Source organism: Nocardia sp. NPDC055050 (assembly GCF_053608345.1).
Genome location: NZ_JBSGVG010000038.1, coordinates 54,692 through 69,201 on the forward strand (window position 1 = coordinate 54,692; position 14,510 = coordinate 69,201).

13 protein-coding genes are annotated in these 14,510 nt (G+C 66.7%); 5 read left to right on the forward strand and 8 right to left on the reverse strand.

Translation table 11 applies throughout. The features are described 5' to 3' along the window. Positions 1-69 precede the first annotated feature (69 nt). On the forward strand, positions 70-1,386 hold the full coding sequence (locus tag ACWGCN_RS29045; RefSeq protein ID WP_452460099.1) for a lipase family protein: 1,317 nt from the start codon (positions 70-72) through the stop codon (positions 1,384-1,386). An 88-nt stretch (positions 1,387-1,474) separates the two neighbouring features. Here the strand turns inward: ACWGCN_RS29045 and ACWGCN_RS29050 are convergent, their stop codons facing one another. Next, entirely contained in the window at positions 1,475-2,083 is a 609-nt protein-coding gene (locus tag ACWGCN_RS29050; RefSeq protein WP_387444764.1) for a TetR/AcrR family transcriptional regulator, read from the reverse strand. A gap of 106 nt (positions 2,084-2,189) precedes the next feature. On the opposite strand from ACWGCN_RS29050, the gene ACWGCN_RS29055 reads away from it, so the two are divergent. Together ACWGCN_RS29055 and ACWGCN_RS29060 are read left to right on the forward strand one after the other, a co-directional pair. Then, a complete protein-coding gene (locus tag ACWGCN_RS29055; protein WP_452460098.1) occupies positions 2,190-3,731 on the forward strand; it encodes an MFS transporter in 1,542 nt (513 codons plus the stop codon). Positions 3,732-3,813: 82 nt separating this feature from the next. After that, positions 3,814-4,095, forward strand: coding sequence for a hypothetical protein (locus ACWGCN_RS29060; protein WP_378990155.1), 282 nt, complete (start codon positions 3,814-3,816; stop codon positions 4,093-4,095). A gap of 89 nt (positions 4,096-4,184) precedes the next feature. Here the strand turns inward: ACWGCN_RS29060 and ACWGCN_RS29065 are convergent, their stop codons facing one another. From ACWGCN_RS29065 to ACWGCN_RS29095, 7 genes are all read right to left on the reverse strand, one after another. Next, on the reverse strand, positions 4,185-4,637 hold the full coding sequence (locus tag ACWGCN_RS29065; RefSeq protein ID WP_379318283.1) for a MarR family winged helix-turn-helix transcriptional regulator: 453 nt from the start codon (positions 4,635-4,637) through the stop codon (positions 4,185-4,187). Positions 4,638-4,723: 86 nt separating this feature from the next. Then, entirely contained in the window at positions 4,724-5,548 is an 825-nt protein-coding gene (locus ACWGCN_RS29070) for an enoyl-CoA hydratase-related protein (RefSeq protein ID WP_378990152.1), read from the reverse strand. Between the two features lie 14 nt (positions 5,549-5,562). Beyond that, positions 5,563-6,183, reverse strand: coding sequence for a QsdR family transcriptional regulator (locus ACWGCN_RS29075; RefSeq protein WP_452460097.1), 621 nt, complete (start codon positions 6,181-6,183; stop codon positions 5,563-5,565). A gap of 2 nt (positions 6,184-6,185) precedes the next feature. Further along, positions 6,186-7,334, reverse strand: a complete 1,149-nt coding sequence (locus tag ACWGCN_RS29080) for an acyl-CoA dehydrogenase family protein (RefSeq protein WP_452460096.1) — start codon at positions 7,332-7,334, stop codon at positions 6,186-6,188. Next, a complete protein-coding gene (locus tag ACWGCN_RS29085) occupies positions 7,334-8,563 on the reverse strand; it encodes an acyl-CoA dehydrogenase family protein (RefSeq protein WP_378990149.1) in 1,230 nt (409 codons plus the stop codon). The genes ACWGCN_RS29080 and ACWGCN_RS29085 overlap by 1 nt, the downstream gene beginning before the upstream one ends. A 124-nt stretch (positions 8,564-8,687) precedes the next feature. Further along, the gene (gene hpnE / locus ACWGCN_RS29090; RefSeq protein WP_378990148.1) at positions 8,688-10,097 is read right to left on the reverse strand and encodes a hydroxysqualene dehydroxylase HpnE; all 1,410 of its coding nucleotides are present in this window, start codon (positions 10,095-10,097) and stop codon (positions 8,688-8,690) included. 219 nt (positions 10,098-10,316) lie between these two features. Further along, positions 10,317-10,973, reverse strand: a complete 657-nt coding sequence (locus tag ACWGCN_RS29095) for a TetR/AcrR family transcriptional regulator (protein ID WP_378990433.1) — start codon at positions 10,971-10,973, stop codon at positions 10,317-10,319. A 78-nt stretch (positions 10,974-11,051) separates the two neighbouring features. On the opposite strand from ACWGCN_RS29095, the gene ACWGCN_RS29100 reads away from it, so the two are divergent. Next, positions 11,052-12,266, forward strand: coding sequence for an acetyl-CoA C-acetyltransferase (locus ACWGCN_RS29100; RefSeq protein ID WP_378629992.1), 1,215 nt, complete (start codon positions 11,052-11,054; stop codon positions 12,264-12,266). Between the two features lie 37 nt (positions 12,267-12,303). After that, on the forward strand, positions 12,304-14,469 hold the full coding sequence (locus ACWGCN_RS29105; protein WP_387444777.1) for a 3-hydroxyacyl-CoA dehydrogenase NAD-binding domain-containing protein: 2,166 nt from the start codon (positions 12,304-12,306) through the stop codon (positions 14,467-14,469). Positions 14,470-14,510: the final 41 nt, after the last annotated feature.

Below are 14,510 nucleotides of genomic sequence, written 5' to 3' on the forward strand. Positions count from 1 at the left end.
CGTACTCGGCCTCGTTCGAATGGCTGCTGGATTTCATCCGGTGGCGGTATCAGATTTCAGGGGAAATTCTTGAAGAATGCACGCTCGGTCGCCCCGATGATGTCGGCGATCGCCGCGCTGTCGGTCGCGTTCGCCTCGACCACAGTGTTCGCGCCACCGGTCTCTGCGGCATCGGACCCGTTCTACAGCTACCGCGACGACACGCCGCTGGCCGGCCTCGCGCCCGGAGCTGTCCTCGACAGCCGGACCACGACCTATCACCTCGTCGGCATCCCCACGCCGATCACCGCGGTGCAATTGCTGTACCGGACCACCGATGCCCGGTATCGGCCGAGTGCCAACGTCACCTCGATCCTGATCCCGCCCGGTGGAGTGGATCCGACTCGGGCGGTCGCTTACCAGTCCTTCTATGACTCGCTCGACCCGGAGCACGGACCCTCACGCTCGATCGCCGGTGACGTCAGCTTCGGCGGTATGGTGCTGACCTCGGAGGCCGCGGTGATCGCGGACCTCCTCGCGCGCGGCTACACGGTGATCATCGCCGATACCGAAGGGCAGCAAGCGAATTTCGCGACGGGGCCCGAGTACGGCATGAACACACTCGACTCGATCCGCGCGGCGGTCCGTTCGGAGGCCACCGGGCTCACGGCGCAGACACGGATCGGTCTGGTCGGCTATTCCGGCGGCGCGATCGCGACCGACTGGGCCGCGGCGCTGGCGCCGGACTACGCCCCCGACGTGAACGCCGCGCTCGTCGGCGCGACCCAGGGCGGTCTGCTGGTCAATCCCGCGCACAACCTGCGCTATGTCAGCGGCAGCGTCGGCTGGTCCGGTGTCGCCGCGATGGCGGTCATCGGTGTCGCCCGCTCCTATGACCTCGATTTCTCGCCCTACCTGAGTGCGTACGGCGCGCAGGTCGTCGCCGCACTGCGGTCCGCGTCGATCGCCAACGTGCTGTTCCAGTATCCCGGCCTGTCGTGGCAGCAGATGGTCAAGCCCGAGTACGCCGACCCCAATAGTGTTGCGCCCCTGGTGGAAGCGGTCGAGAAGGTCAACCTCGCGAACGCGCCGACCCCGACCATCCCGCTCTACATCGCCCAGGGTGCCAACGGGGTCATGGAAGGTACGGACGGGAGCAAGCCGACGGTCGGCGCCGGTGACGGCGTCATGGTCGCCGGAGATGTCCGTAGCCTCGCCCGCCGGTACTGCGCGGACGGCAACCCCTTCATCGAATACCGGCAATACGACGAGCTCAGCCACATCCCGACCTTGGCTGCGTGGAGTGTCGGCGCTGTCTCGTGGATCGATGCGCGCTTCGCCGGCGAGGCCGCTGGATCGAGTTGCGGCACGATTTCCGAGGGCAACTCGCTGACATCGGATCTGTGATGTCGTGCTGCCGGTCCCGGCGATCGGCAGCACAGCCGGGTGGACTGCGTCGACGGTGGTGCGAATGATGGTGGCGCGCAGGCGGGATTCAGGACGCCGGAGGAGTCTCGGCGCGCGCCGCGAGGAAGTCGTCGACGATCCGAGCGCAATCCTGCGGGGTCGATGCGCGTAGACCGATGAGCTTCGCGAAAACGAGTGGCCCGACCAATTGCGACAGTACGAAGTACGTGTCGAATTCGCCCAGTTGCCGGTGGGCCTCGGGGGTATCGAGCACCTGGTCGAACGGCACCCGATAGTGGTCGATGATGCGCTGGCGCAGCGAGCTGACGGCCGCGTTGTCGGCGTTGTGGTCCGAGCCGGTCGCCAGCCACGCCAAGGTCGACACCTGCAGTGGCGTGTCTCGAATCGCCTCGGCCTGGCGTTCCAATAGGGCTATGAGGCGCTCGCGCAGCGGGCCTTCGGGCGGGGTCTCCAGGGCCGACGGCAGCAGCCGTTCGATGGTGGCGGCGCGTAGCTGAATCGCGTTGTCGAAATGCCGGTACAGGGTGGTTCTGGCGACCTTGGACAACCTGGTCACGCCCTCGACGGTGACCGCTTCCACGCCGCCGTCCTGGAGGAGCGCGGAGGCCGCATCGAGTAGCCGGGCGCGTGAGCGCACCCGGCGTGGGTCGACCTCGGCGGCGTCAGTTCCGCTCATATCGTCCAGTATTCCTCTGCCGGTGGACCTTTCCCACGGTCTACCTCCCGTCAGATACTTATGCTACACATAGTAGCGAAGCGATACTGACAGTAGCGGAGGCCCGATGGTTCCCCCCGGACGCGACCGATTGTCCGCGGCCCAGCATTGGCTGCTCACCTTGTCTTGTCTCGCAGTAGTTCTCGTCACCTCGTCGATGGCCGCGCTGTATACGGCGTTGCCGGAGATCGCGGCCGACACCGGGGCGAGCCAGGCCGAACTCACCTGGATTGTCGACGGCTACACGCTGGCGCTGGCCTGCCTCGTCCTGCCAGGGGGTGCGATCGGTGACAGGTACGGCAGGCGCGTCGTTCTCGTCACGGGGCTCGTCATCTTCTCGTTCGCTTCAGCGGCTCCCTTGTTGCTCGACAGCCCGACGTGGCTGATCGTCGCGCGGGTCGTGACAGGAGTCGGCGCGGCGCTGGTGATGCCGTCCACGCTGTCGTTGCTGACCGCCGGATTTCCGGAGGAACGGCGGAGCAGCGCGGTCGGATTGTGGGCCGGTGTCGCGGGCGTCGGCGCGATCCTCGGCATCCTCGGTTCGGGCGTTCTGATCGAAAATTGGTCTTGGGCTTCGATCTTCGCCGGGATGGCGGTCGCGGGCGCGATGCTCGCGGTGGCAGCCTTCACACTGCCCGAGTCGGTGGACACCTCGAGGTCCGCGATGGACCCGCTCGGTGCGGTCACCAGCGCCGTGGCGATCGGTGCGATCGTGGTCGCGGCGATCGAGGTGCCCGTACGCGGCTGGCTCGATCCGATAGTGATCGGCGCGACCGCTGCAGGGCTGACCGTGGCAACAGCTTTCGTCGCTATCGAACGACGGGTCGCGCACCCGTTGATCGATATCCGGCTCTTCGCGCACCGGGGCTTCGGCAGCGGCACCGCGATAGTGACGGTGCAGTTCCTGGTCACCTTCGGCCTGTTCATGCTGGTCGTGCAGTACTTTCAGCTGATTCTGGGCTACCGTCCGCTGATGTCGGCACTCGCGCTCGCTCCCATGGGCATCCCGATGGTGGTGATCTCCGTGATCGCGCCCAGGGTGGCGGAACGGGTTGGCCTGCGAATCCCCGCCTCTGCCGGTTTGCTGGCGATCGGGGTCGCGATGCTCATGATCGCGCAAGTAGATTCGCACACTTCCTATGGGGACCTCCTCGGCCCGTTGCTGCTGATGAGCGCGGGGATCGGATTGTCCACCGCGCCGGCGACAGCGGCGATCGTCGACGGCACCCCCGTGCAGAAGCACGGTGTAGCCGCGGCGGTCAACGATGCCGCCCGTGAAATCGGTGCCGCCATCGGCATCGCGATCGCGGGCAGCGTGCTCGCGGCGGGTTACGGCGAGCGCATCGCCCCCGCCCTGCCCAGCCTCCCCGAGGCCGCGCGTGAACCGGTCGGTGACTCGCTCGCGGCCGCGCTCGAGGTGGTGGAGCGCGTGGGCCCGCCCGCGCAGCAGCTCGGCGATTTCGCGAAGTCCGCGTTCATCCACGGCATGCAGGAGTCCGCGACCGTGCTGGGATTCCTGACCATCGGGGCGGCCGTACTCATCGCCGTGTGGGCGCCGGGCAGACGCCGCACCGACAAGACCGCCGAAACCGTTGCCTCGCGCGGATAGGTCACGGCGAGAACGATCTCCGCGTTCGGTCGTGGTGGTACGAAAGGTGCCGGGCGCCCGGTGGGTGTAGGACGATGAGGGCGTGAATGCTCCTGCGCCCGGGCCTGTTTTCGATGTCATCGCCGTGTTGAACGGTGCGGTGGACCTGCGGTCCTATCCGCGTCGCAACCTGGTGCTGAGCTCACCGCAGACCGGCGGCTTTGTGTTCGGTTCGGCCGCGTATCAGCGCGCGATCTTCGAACCTGTCGTGCACCTGCTCAACGGTGTCGAGATGCTCGAATCGCAGGGGTGGCAACTGGTCAGCGTGGTCGAGCGCAACATCGACAACGTCTACTACACGCTCGCCTTCATGCGCCGGATCTGAGGCGGATCCAGCCACGACGGCCGCCTGACATCGCCGTGGCCGGTGAGCTCGAGGCGAGCCGACCGGTCCATCACGCCCTGGCGAGACGATCATTCAGGAAGGGGTTCCGCCTCGCCGATGTGGCTCATGATCACCACGGCCTGCCTCAGCAGGGTGGCCTGCTCGTCGGAGAGCTTGCTCAACTGCCCGGCGAGCCAGGCATCACGAGCCGAGACTTTGTCGGTCAGCAGTGACCGGCCCGATCGCGAGGCCGCGACGACGACCTGCCTGCCGTCGGACGGGTGGGGTCTGCGCTCGATCAGTCCCAGCGCGGCCAACGCGTTGATCGTGCGCGTCATCGATGGCGGCCGCACTCCTTCTTTGACGGCGAGCGCGCCCGAGGACATGGCGCCGTCGCGGACGAGGGTGGTGAGCGCTGAGCGTTGGACCAACGAGATCGGCTGGTCGGTGTGATGCAGGCGCAGGAGGCGATCGAGTCTCACAGTCAGTAAGGACAGCGCCCCGGCCACAGCCGCGGTATTCGAGTTCGGTGACACAATCATGAACTTTACGAACAAAAATGCCCGCTGTCCCGGCCGGGGACAGTCCTCAGCCGGGCGGGACAGCCTGCCGAAGCAGCTGCGCCAGTTCAGGACAGCCAATCGTCGAGGTGGGGGAGTTCGGTGGCCACAGTGCCGGTGAAGCGAGGTGGGCGCTTCTGGAGGAAGGACATGATGCCTTCGCGGAGGTCGGCACTGGAGAAAGCGTAGGAGATGAGGCGGGCGTCGAGTGCGAAGACGTCGTCGGGGGTCTTGTCGCCGGACATGGCGACCAGCCCGCGACGGATGGCGGCTACGGAGACGGGGGCGACCTGGGTTGTCAGTTCCGCGGCAAGGGCCCGAGCGGCGGGCAGGAGGTCTTCGGGGGCGTGCAGGCTGGTGACCAGGCCTGCGGCGAGGGCCTCGTCGGCGCCGAAAACGCGGCCGGTGATCATCCACTCCTTGGCTTTGGCCAGGCTGACGATGCGCGGCAGGAACCAGAGCGAACCACCCTCGGGGAACAGGCCCCGGCGGGCGAAGACGAAACCGAAGCGAGAATCGGTTGCGGCAAGGCGGAAGTCGGCGGCGAGGGTCATGGAGAGGCCGACACCGATGGCGGCGCCCTGCATGGCGACGATGACGGGTTTGTTCAGGTCGGTCATCGGGCGCACGACCCGGGTGGACCATTCGACCCAGTCGGGATCGGTGACGTCCTCCTCGGATCCGTCCGCTGTGAGATCCATGCCGACGCAGAAGTCACGTCCCTCGGCGGCGAAGATCACCGCGCGAACGGCGTCGTCGCGGTCGGCTTCGGTGAAGGCAGCGCCGAGTTCGTCGGCCATCGCGGTGGTGAAGCCGTTGCGCGCCTCGGGACGGTTCAGCGTGATGGTGGCGACAGCCGCATCAACGCTGTAAATGATGGTTTTGTAGGACAATTCGACTCCTCGGTTCAGCGTTTGCCGGATGCGGCGGACACGAGCAGCTCGACCATGGCGGTGGCCTTGCCGGACTGTGGCGGGTCGCCGGTGATGATGTCGCTCCAGACGAAAGCTTCGCCGACGCGCACGATCGCGTAGGCGAGATCGCGGACTTCGATACGCGGATCCAGATCGGGCAGGTCGGTCAGTCGGGATGCGACCCAGTCGATCATTCGGCCCTGGACGACGGAGTATCCGGAAGTCAGTACGCGCAGGCCGTATTCCGGGTCGTCGGCGACGAATCGGGTCAGCGGTTCGAAGGTGCGGACCGTATCCGCGAGGGTGCCGAAGTGGCGGACGAAGCGTCCGGCGGGATCCTCGGACACACTCGTGCCACGTGCCTCGACGCGACCGATCGCCTCCGCGATGATCCGCCACACCACTTCACCGATGACGACTTCCCGGCTTCCCCACCAGCGATACAGCGTGGCGCGGCCGATCCCGGATGTCCGGGCCAGCTGTTGCATATCGATTCGGCGGCCCTCGAGGAACCACCGGCGCGCGAGGTCGACAACATCCTCGCGCGCCGGTTTCGCGGGCGTGCTCGAGGCCGGGTCCTCCGGTTGCGGCGACGAACTTTCGCCGCTGGTCACGACTATGGCCTCGTCAGCTCGGCGTAGCGAGCGAGGTGGTGGTCGGTGGATCCGAATTCGTGCTCGATCGCGGTCAGCCGCTTGAAGTAGTGGCCGACGGCGAGTTCTTCGGTCATGCCCATCGCACCGTGTAGCTGAACGGAGTTCTGGCCGATGAATCGAGCGGCACGGCTGACGGTGACCTTGGCCGCGGATGCCGCCCGCGCCCGAACCGCCGGTGCCGCGTTCAGTGCGTGGATCGCCAGATACGCTGCGGCGATCGCCTGCTCGAGCTCCATGTGCATATCGACCATGCGGTGCTGCAGAACCTGGAAGCTGCCGATCGGCTGACCGAATTGCCGGCGTTGCTTGGCGTATTCGACGGTATCCGCCACCACCTTGCGCATGCATCCGACCGCTTCCGAGGCAATCGCCGCGATCGCCTCGTCGGCTGTGGCCTCGATCGACGACCATGCCTGGCCTTCCGCTCCGAGCAGTGCGGCGGCGGGCAATCGGAATTCGGTGAAGGTGATATCGGAACCGACCCGGTCGTCGATCGTCCGGTAGGAGTGGATTTCGACCCCGGCCGGCGGATTCGCCGCATCGAACTCGCTGAGGAACAACGAGATGCCGGATTCGTCGCGCCGGGCACCCGAGGTGCGCGCGCTGATGATCAGATGGGTCGCCAACGGCGCACTGGTCACGACGGTCTTGCTGCCGTCGATCACCCACGAATCGCCGTCGCGGCGCGCGGTCGTCGAAAGATCGTGCATCGCATGACCCGACGTCGGCTCGAGTGCGGCGAACGCGGTGCGCGCCGTACCGGCCACGATCTGCCGCACCAGTGCATCGGCAGCCGTCCCACCGCAGCGTTGCAGCAGACCCGCCCCGATGATGACCGTGTCGACATAAGGTTCGACGACGAGCGCACGCCCGAGTTCCTCGGCGATGACCATCATTTCGACCGGCCCACCGCCCATACCGTCGACATTCTCGGGCAGGGTCGCACCGAGGATGCCCAACTCTTCGGCGAAACCGCGCCACACCGCGGGCTGCCACCCCGCGCCGGACTTGACCGCGCTCCGACTCTGCTCCAGGTCGTACCGGGCACCGAGGAATCCGGCCACCGAATCACGCAGGAGTTCTTGCTCTTTGGTGAAGGTGAAGTCCATCAGAGCCCCAATGCTGCCTTGGCGAGAATATTTCGCTGAATTTCGTTGCTGCCCGCGTAGATCGAGCCTGCCCGGTCGTTGAAGTAGCGCAGCGGTGCGACGGCCTGCCACTCGTCGCCGCTGCGGTAGCCGTCGGCCGGTGGCTGGAATCCGGCGATCGGGCCGCCGGGTTTCGTCGCATGCGGTTGGTACACCCGCCCGCGCGGTCCCGCTGCCTCGAGTGCCAATTCGGTGATCTTCTGGCTCAGTTCGGTGGCCAGGATCTTGAGCATCGACGAGGCGGGGCCGGGGTTCTTGCCTTGCGCCAGTACCGACAGCGTTCGGTACTCGAGGATCTCGAGTACCTCGGTGCGAATCCGTGCCTCGGCCAGCTTCGCCGCGAAGGTGGCGTCATCGATCAGCGGATTGCCGTCCGGGCCGGTCTGCCCGGCTGCCGCGGTCGCGACTTCCTGGGCCATCACCTGCAACATCGGCGACAGTGCCCCACCACGTTCGTGTACGAGCAGATACTTCGCCACGGTCCAGCCGTCGTCGATCTGGCCGAGCACATTGCTTTTCGGCACTCGGACGCCGTCGAAGAAGACCTGGTTCTGCACCTGCTCACCGGAGGTCATCACCAGCGGGCGGATCTCGATACCCGGCGAGGTCATATCGATGAGCACGAAGGTGATGCCCTCCTGCTTCTTCCCCTCGCGCGATGTGCGCACGAGGCAGAAGATCCAATTCGCCTCGGTCGCGTGGGTGGTCCAGATCTTGCTTCCGGTGCACACGAAGTCCTCGCCGTCGTCGACGGCGGCCATCGTCAGCGATGCCAGATCGGAACCGGATTCCGGCTCCGAATACCCCTGACAGAAGAACACCTCACCGGTGAGAATCCGTGGCAGGTAGTACGCCTTCTGCTCGGTCGTGCCGAAGGCGACGATCGCGGGCGCGACCATTCTGATGCCCATCGGCGACAGCGCGGGCGCACCGGCCTGCATCAGTTCCCGGCCGAAGATGTAGTGCTGGGTGAGGCTCCAGTCGCAGCCGCCGTATTCGACCGGCCATGCCGGTGCCGCCCAGCCGCGATCGTGAAGAATGTGCTGCCACTTCATGCTGGCTTCGTGATCCGGATAGACGCTGGTCGCCAAGTGTCCGGCACGGCGTAGATCGGGTGTCAGCTTCTCGTCGAGAAAGGTGCGAACCTCGTCTTGAAAGGAGAGATCAGCTGCTGACCAGTCGTAATCCATCAACCCTCCCGGAGGGATGTGCTCCATTGCGCCCATGCAGACCTGCGGTCGCGTGAGACACAATGTACTTCTGTCTCAGTCCGGAATCAAGGGATGTTGAGTCGTCAGTGCCTAGAATGGAGAGTCACTTAATTCTGCTGTCGCCGGTATGGGGGACGAGATATTCGTGGACTGCGCCGACGGCGCGGACCGCGCTCTCGGCAGCGGCCTCCATCGTCGAGGGCATGCCGGTCTCGGTCCAGTCGCCCGCGAGGAACAGGCCCTCGATCGGCGTGCGCTGTGGCAGGCGCAGCGCGTCGAAACCGGGCTGCGCCGAGAAGGTCGCCTGCGGCTGATGGATGACGTGGGTGCGCAGCACCTGCGCCTCGGCGAACTCGGGGTAGTGCTCGGCCAGCGATCGCAGTGCCGCCGCGGTGAATTCGGCATTGGGTAGATGGACGACATCCCACGAGGCGCTCACGGCCAGTGAGTAACAGTGCCCTGCCTCGGTCTCGACGCCGTGCATCCCCGTGGTGTCGAAAACCCACTCGATGGTGGTGTCGCGCAGATTCTCCGCGAGCCTGCGCATCCTGAGCGGACGATCCAGCCACACATACACGCTCGAGATCGGGGCGGGCTCGATCTTGCGCACGGGAGTGAAGTGGTCGTACTGCCCGAGCCGGCCGCGATCGAGCAGTGTTGTCAGCGACCACGGCGGCAAGGTGAGAACCGCCGCGTCCACCTCGATGACCCGCCCGTCGGAGAGCTGCACACCGGCGAGCCCGTCGTCGACGATCTCGAGATCGGTGACTCCGGCACCGACGACGATCTCCGCGCCGTGTGCCCTCAGATAGCGCTCGGCGGGTGCGACGAACAACTCGTGCAGACTCACCCGCGGCCAGACCGCGTCACCGGCCCTGCTGTTCCCTGACAGCGCGCGCTTGCCGATCCAGTGCAGGGTCTGGACGAACAGGGAGGCCGACACCCGCTCGGTCTTCTCGTTGAGCAGACCGATGACGAACTGATCGAGCACCAACGCGCGCAACGATTGCGGCGCACCGATCTGCCTGAACCAGCGATCGACGGTCAGGTCGTCGAGCTCCGGTGCCGGGCGCAGCGCGGCGCGGGCGATCCGCGCCCAGGTGCGCAGGGCAGCGGGCCGTTCGCGCAGCGGGATCGGTGGCCACACCATCCAGGACAGCCCGACGGCGCGGCGCAGCGTGCCCGGCAGCCAGGCGGGCGCGCGCAGGGTCAGCAGCCGGTCGGGCCCGGTCCTGATCGCGAACGGCGGGGCGTCCCAGAAGAGTTGCTCGCGCGTGCCGATGGTATCGACGTAGCGCAGCAGCGCGTCATAGCAACCGGCGAACAGGTGCTGACCGTTGTCGACCCTGCCTTCGATACCGGGCACCTCGAACGAGATCGTGCGACCGCCGAGGCGTCCTCGCTTCTCGACGAGGGTGACGCGGTGGCCTGTCTCCGCGAGCCAGACCGCCGTGGCCAATCCGGCCAGGCCCGCCCCCGCGACCAGGACGTGCGGGGATTCTTGCTGCCCCATCGGTACCTCCGGGCAATCGATGAATGTGAGAATGAATGAGAGAATTTGTCAGTCATACTCGCACAACGTCGATGTGTTCGTACAGAATGGAAACCGCTCGTGCGGAACGGAACTCGCTGCCCGGCCGATCGCGGCTGAGGCGCGAAGCGCTCGCGTCCGAAAGGGGTCAGCACGTGCGCGGCGGTAGGAGTGCGCCGCGCGCTTGATCGGGGCGTCGGGCTAGCTCCGGCGCCTCAGGAGGCTTTCGGGTCCCAGGATCTGCTCGACGACGGCGAGGAAGATCTCGGTCGATTCGTCGACGAGCTCGTCTCTGGTCAGATCGAGTGCTCCGTTGAGCCAGCCGTACACGGTCTCGTACAGCCCGCCGACGAGGTGCATAGCGGCGAGCTCGCCGTATGCGCCCGCGGCGCCGGTGCTTTCGGGGCTGAGTTGCTTGTTCACCGTCGCCAGCACCAGCGCGGCGAAGCCGCGGATCGTCGCCGTGCGGCGTGCGTTGAGGGCGGGGTTGAGCTGGGCTTCGGTGAAGGCGATGCGGATCAGTCGCGGGTCGTCGGCGACCGCCTGCAGGCCCGCGGCGATGGCCGCGTGCACCTTGTCGCGCAGGGGGTCGGGCGCGGCGCGCACACGGACGGCGATGAGCTCGGTCAGCTCACCGATGACCTGGTCGTAGACCTCGGTGACGACGGCGTCCAGGTTGGTGAAGCTCTCGTAGAAGTATCGCTCGGTCAGTCCGGCCTGGCGGCAGAGGCCGCCGACGGTGAGCCGGGCCGAGCCCTGGGTGCCGACGATCTCCCTGGCGGCCTCCAGGAACGTGACCCGGCGCTGCGCGCGCCGCTGTTCGGCAGGCACACCCGCGTACGCACGATCCTTGACCATGCGCCGAGTCTGCCACAAAGCCTTGTCAGATTTCCAAATCTGCTGCATCCTGTTGTCAGATTCGAGCGAGGAGAGAGAATCATGACCGAGGCATTCATCTACGAGGCGATCCGCACGCCGCGTGGGCGTGGCAAGAAGACCGGCGCCCTGCACGGCGTCAAGCCGCTCGACCTGGTGGTCGGGCTCATCGACGAACTGAAGACCCGCCATCCGGGACTCGATCCGGCGGCGATCGATGACATCGTGCTCGGCGTCGTGTCGCCGGTCGGCGATCAGGGCGCCGATATCGCCAAGACCGCCGCCTTGGCGGCCGGGCTGCCCGACACCGTCGCCGGTGTGCAGCTCAACCGGTTCTGCGGCTCGGGTCTCGAGGCCGTCAACACCGCCGCCCAGAAGGTGCGGTCGGGCTGGGAGCAGCTCGTCATCGCCGGTGGCGTGGAGTCGATGTCGCGGGTTCCGCTGGGCTCCGACGGCGGCGCGTGGGCGATGGATCCGGTCACCAACTACGACACCTACTTCGTGCCGCAGGGTGTCGGCGCGGACCTGATCGCCACGATCGAGGGTTTCACCCGTGAGGACGTCGACGCCTTCGCGGTGCGCTCGCAGCGCAAGGCCGCCGCCGCCTGGTCGGGTGGCTACTTCGCCAAATCCATTGTCCCGGTGCGTGATATCAACGGCGCGGTGCTGCTCGACCACGACGAGTTCATGCGCCCCGACACCACAGTGGAAAGCCTGGCCGGGCTCACCCCGTCGTTCGCGGCGATGGGGGAGATGGGCGGCTTCGACGCCGTCGCGATGCAGCGCTACCACCACGTCGAGAAGATCACCCACGTCCACCACGCCGGCAACTCCTCCGGCATCGTCGACGGTTCGGCGCTGGTACTCATCGGCAGTGAATCCGCCGGTGTCGCCGCGGGTCTCACGCCGCGCGCCCGAGTCGTCGCCTCCGCGGTGAGCGGCGCCGATTCCACGATCATGCTGACCGGCCCGGTCCCGGCGACCGAGAAGGTGCTGGCGCTGGCCGGGCTCACGGTCGACGACATCGACCTGTTCGAACTCAACGAGGCCTTCGCCTCGGTGGTGCTCAACTTCCAGAAGAAGCTGAACATCCCCGACGAGAAGCTCAACGTCAACGGCGGCGCCATCGCCATGGGCCACCCGCTCGGCGCGACCGGGGCCATGATCACCGGAACCATGGTCGACGAGCTCGAGCGACGAGGAGCGCGCCGCGCGCTGATCACGCTGTGCATCGGCGGTGGCATGGGCATCGCCACCATCATCGAGCGCGTCTGAGCGTCGGACTCCGATACCGAAGGAACAACGAAAAGCAATGACTGACAACATGATTGCCTGGGAACTCGGCGCCGATCGGGTGCTCGTGCTCACGATGGACGACCCGAACCAGTCGACCAATACGATGACCGAGGCGTTCGCGCGCGACCTCACCGCGACCGTCGACCGGCTCGAGGCCGAGCGCGACAGCTTCGACGGGGTCATCCTCACTTCTGGCAAGGACACGTTCTTCGCCGGCGGTGACCTGAACCTGCTGATGAACGCGACACCGGAGACCGCACCGCAGATCGCACTCGGCCTCGACACCTACAAGGCGGCGTTCCGTCGGCTCGAGACGTTGGGTAAGCCGGTGGTCGCCGCGATCAACGGCACCGCGCTCGGCGGCGGTTTCGAGGTCGCGCTGGCCACCCATCACCGGATCGCGCTCGACGCCAAGGGCAGCCTGCTCGGCCTGCCCGAGGTCACCTTCGGTCTGCTGCCCGGTGCCGGTGGTGTCACCCGGACAGTTCGGCTGCTCGGTATCACCAGCGCGGTGCTCAACGTCGTGGGCCAGGGCCAGCGGATGAAGCCCGCGAAGGCGTTGCAGGTCGGCATCGTTCACGAAGTCGCCGCCACCCGCGAGGAGATGTTCGACAAGGCTCGCGCCTGGATCGCGGCCAACCCCGAGGCCGCGCAGCCGTGGGACGTGAAGGGCTACAAAGTCCCCGGCGGCACCCCGTCGAGCCCGGCGGTGGCGGCGAACCTGCCCGCGTTCCCGGCGAATGTGCGCAAGCAGCTCAAGGGTTCGCCGATGCCCGCACCGATCGCGGTGCTCGCGACCGCGGTGGAGGGCGCGCAGGTCGATATCGACACCGCGTTCGCGATCGAGACCCGCTACTGCACCCACCTGATCTGTGGCCAGGTCTCGACGAACATGATCAAGTCACTGTTCTTCGATCTGGGCACGATCAACAAGGGCGGCAGCCGCCCCGAAGGCTTCCCCGTGCGCACGCCGGAGAAGGTCCTCGTGCTCGGCGCGGGCATGATGGGCGCGGGCATCGCCTATGTGCAGGCCCGCGCCGGCATGCAGGTCGTGCTCAAGGATGTCACGATCGAGGCGGCCGAGCGCGGAAAGGCCTACTCGGCCAAGCTGCTCGACAAGGCCCTGCGCAAGGGCGCGATCACCCAGGACAAGTACGACGAGATCCTCGGTCGCATCCACCCGTCCGCGGACCCGGCCGACGCCGCGGGTTGCGACTTCGTCGTCGAGGCGGTGTTCGAGGATCCGGGTCTGAAGAAGAAGGTGTTCGGCGAGATCGAACACCTGGTGAACGCGGACGCGCTGCTCGGATCCAACACCTCGACCCTGCCGATCACCGATCTGTCCACGGGCGTGCAGCGGCCGAAGGACTTCATCGGACTGCACTTCTTCTCCCCGGTGGACAAGATGCCGCTGGTCGAGATCGTCGTCGGCGAGCAGACCAGCGACGAGGCGATCGCCCGTGCCGTCGATTACACCCTCGCCATCAAGAAGACCCCGATCGTGGTCAACGACAGTCGCGGCTTCTTCACCAGCCGGGTGATCGGCCAGTTCATGGACGAGGCGATCTCGCTGGTCGCCGAGGGCGTGCATCCGGCCTCGGTCGAACAGGCCGCCACCCAGGCCGGGTACCCGGTCGGTGCGCTGGCGCTGGCCGATGAGATCAATATGAAGCTGGCGCAGAAGATCCGGCGCAGCCTGAAGGAGAATCTGCTCGCCGAGGGCAAGAACTGGGTCGACTCGAAGGCGTACCCGCTCGTCGACGCGATGGTCGACGACTTCGAGCGCCCGGGCCGGCTCGAGGGTCGCGGCTTCTACGAATACGACGCCGACGGCAAGAAGCTGGGCCTGTGGCCGGGACTGGTCGAGAAGTACACCCGCGACGATCACGGCATCGCGTTCATCGACATGCAGGAACGGATGCTGTTCGCCGAATCCCTCGATACCGTGCGGTGTTTCGACGAGGGTGTGCTGCGCACCGTGCCGGACGCGAACATCGGTTCCATCTTCGGCATCGGGTTCCCGGCCTGGACCGGCGGCGTCATCCAGTACATCAACCAGTACGCGGGCGGTCTGGCCGGCTTCGTCGCGCGTGCCGATGAGCTGCGGGCCGCCTACGGCGACCGGTTCGAGGTCCCGGAGTCGTTGCGAGTCAAGGCCGCCGCCGGGGAAACTCTCGGCTGACGGTCACGACGACGAACAGAACCCCCGCCGCCCGGGAATAC